This window comes from Pedobacter sp. 01T416_2 (assembly GCF_056398925.1).
In genome coordinates, this window is sequence record NZ_JBFTQI010000800.1 from 1 (window position 1) to 2,596 (window position 2,596).

At 37.3% G+C, this 2,596-nt stretch carries 4 protein-coding genes; 3 read left to right on the plus strand and 1 reads right to left on the minus strand.

Going from position 1 to position 2,596, the window contains the following annotated elements; genetic code table 11:
* The coding region (gene mce / locus AC1DPQ_RS24250) for a methylmalonyl-CoA epimerase (RefSeq protein WP_477611135.1) at positions 1–358 on the minus strand (358 nt) is incomplete at its 3' end.
* Positions 359–475: 117 nt separating this feature from the next.
* Here mce and AC1DPQ_RS24255 point away from each other — a divergent pair.
* From AC1DPQ_RS24255 to AC1DPQ_RS24265, 3 genes are all read left to right on the plus strand, one after another.
* Positions 476–1,687: an IscS subfamily cysteine desulfurase gene (locus tag AC1DPQ_RS24255; RefSeq protein ID WP_029275719.1), complete on the plus strand. Its 1,212-nt coding sequence runs from the start codon at positions 476–478 to the stop codon at positions 1,685–1,687.
* Positions 1,688–1,805: 118 nt separating this feature from the next.
* Complete coding sequence (gene iscU / locus AC1DPQ_RS24260) at positions 1,806–2,219, plus strand: Fe-S cluster assembly scaffold IscU (protein ID WP_025142622.1); 414 nt, start codon at positions 1,806–1,808, stop codon at positions 2,217–2,219.
* Positions 2,220–2,297: 78 nt separating this feature from the next.
* Positions 2,298–2,596 (plus strand): HesB/IscA family protein (locus tag AC1DPQ_RS24265; RefSeq protein ID WP_477611136.1); only part of this gene is annotated, 299 nt, incomplete at its 3' end.

Sequence of the window (2,596 nt, forward strand, 5' to 3'; positions counted from 1 at the left end):
CTTTTGGATGTACAAAACACACCATTTTATTATCTGCACCCTTTTTTGGCGACTCGCTGAGCAGCACAAAACCTTCTTTGTGCAGGCGTTCCATTTCTGCCAGAATATCATCAACCAGAAAAGCGACATGATGGATCCCCTCTCCTTTTTTTTCAATAAATTTAGTAATTGCACTATCTGGGGCAGTAGCCTGAAGCAGTTCGATCTTRTTTTCGCCAGTTTTAAAGAAAGCCGTATTTACAAACTCGGATGCAACTTGCTCAGTTTTATAGCAATCGGTATTCAATAGTTTCTGATAAATATCTATAGAACTGTTAAGGTCTTTTACCGCGATGCCGATGTGTTCTATCTTATTCATAGATTATAAGGTTATGTGAATGTAAAAATGCGGCTTTTCTCTATAAGGTCATAGCTATTATTTATAATTGTTAAATAAGTTTTTTCGTATCTTTGTGTTATAATTAACAGAATAGAGATGAAACAGCCGATATATTTAGATAATAATGCTACTACCCCGTTAGATCCAAGGGTGTTGGAAGCAATGCTACCTTACTTTACAGAGAAATTTGGAAATGCCGCAAGTCGTAATCACGCGTTTGGCTGGGTGGCTGAAGAGGGTGTAGATTATGCCCGTGAGCAGGTAGCCAAACTAATCGGCTGTACTGAAAAAGAAATTATTTTTACATCAGGTGCAACTGAAGCCGATAACCTGGCTATTAAAGGTGTATTTGAAATGTACAAAGAAAAAGGTAACCACATTATAACTGCGGTTACTGAACATAAAGCAGTTTTAGATACCTGCAAACACTTAGAGAAAAACGGAGCACGTGTTACTTATTTAGGCGTTAAAGAAGACGGTTTAATTGATTTAGCTGAATTAGAAGCTGCTATGACTCCTGAAACGATTTTAGTTTCGATTATGTATGGCAACAACGAAATAGGTGTAATTCAACCGGTTAAAGAAATTGCAGCAATTGCACACAAACACGGTGCTTTATTCATGACTGATGCTACGCAGGCAGTTGGTAAAATCCCTGTTGATGTAAATGCTGATGGTATTGACTTAATGGCTTTCTCGGCACATAAAATGTACGGTCCGAAAGGTGTTGGTGTACTTTACGTTCGCCGTAAAAACCCAAGGGTTAAAGTTACTGCACAAATGGATGGTGGTGGCCACGAGCGCGGAATGCGTTCTGGTACATTAAACGTTCCTGGTATTGTAGGTTTAGGTAAAGCCTGCGAACTTTGCCGTTTAGAAATGGAAAGCGAATCAGTTCGTTTAGCTGCTTTACGTGATAAGTTAGAAACTACTTTGAACAAAATGGAAGAGAGTTATGTTAATGGTAATACACAACACCGTTTGCCACATGTAGCCAATATCTCTTTCAAATATGTTGAGGGTGAAGGTTTAATGATGGCGATGAGTGATTTAGCTGTATCTTCAGGATCGGCTTGTACTTCAGCATCTTTAGAACCATCATACGTATTGAAAAGCTTGGGTTTATCTGATGATTTAGCACACTCTTCTATCCGTTATGGTTTAGGAAGGTTTACAACTGAAGCAGAAATCGATCAGGCTATTGAAGTGACTCAAAAAGCGGTTAATCACTTAAGAGAACTTTCTCCACTTTGGGAAATGTTTAAAGAAGGAATTGACTTGAGTAAAATTGAGTGGGCGGAACACTAAGAAAGGTAGAGGGCTGAAAGGCTTAAGGTAGAAGGTTAATCGCCAAACGCTTTACGCAAATCGCCAAACTGAAAATTAATTAAAAATTTGCTCCGTAAGGAGATAAAAAAATAAAATCATGGCATATTCAGAAAAAGTAATTGACCATTACAATAACCCACGTAACGTAGGTACATTAAATAAAGACAGCAAATTTGTAGGAACAGGATTAGTTGGTGCACCTGAGTGCGGCGATGTAATGCGTTTACAGATTGAAGTTGGAGAAGATAACGTAATCACAGATGCTAAATTTAAAACATTTGGTTGTGGTTCGGCTATTGCTTCTTCTTCTTTAGCTACCGAATGGTTAAAAGGAAAAACAATTGATGAGGCTTTATCTATCGATAACATGGATATTGTTGAAGAATTGGCTTTACCTCCAGTAAAAATTCACTGCTCAGTTTTGGCAGAAGATGCAATTAAATCGGCTATTAACGATTATCGCGTTAAAAATGGTTTAGAAGCAATTGTATTGGAAAAATCGCACCATTAATAAGTAACAAGACATAAGTATCTAGTATCAAGACTATAATAATTCAATCTTGATACTAGATACTAAATACTCGATACTATGATCACAATAACAGATAAAGCAAAAGAAAAAATCACCCACTTAATGCAGGATTCGGAAATGGGTTCTGATTACTTTTTACGTGTTTCGGTAAAAGGTGGTGGCTGTTCGGGCTTATCATACAATTTAGATTTTGATAACGAAGAACAAAAAGGCGATCAGTTTTTTGAGGACAGAGGAATCAAAATTGCTTTGGATATGAAATCATTCCTTTATTTGGCTGGAACTGAACTCGACTTCACTGACGGTTTAAATGGAAAAGGTTTTAATTTTATAAACCCAAATGCCAGCCGTAGCTG

Excerpts from the sequence above, each read along its gene's own strand:
- AC1DPQ_RS24255 (WP_029275719.1), top strand. The coding sequence starts at position 476 with ATGAAACAGCCGATATATTTAGATAATAATGCTACTACCCCGTTAGAT.
- iscU (WP_025142622.1), top strand. The coding sequence starts at position 1,806 with ATGGCATATTCAGAAAAAGTAATTGACCATTACAATAACCCACGTAAC.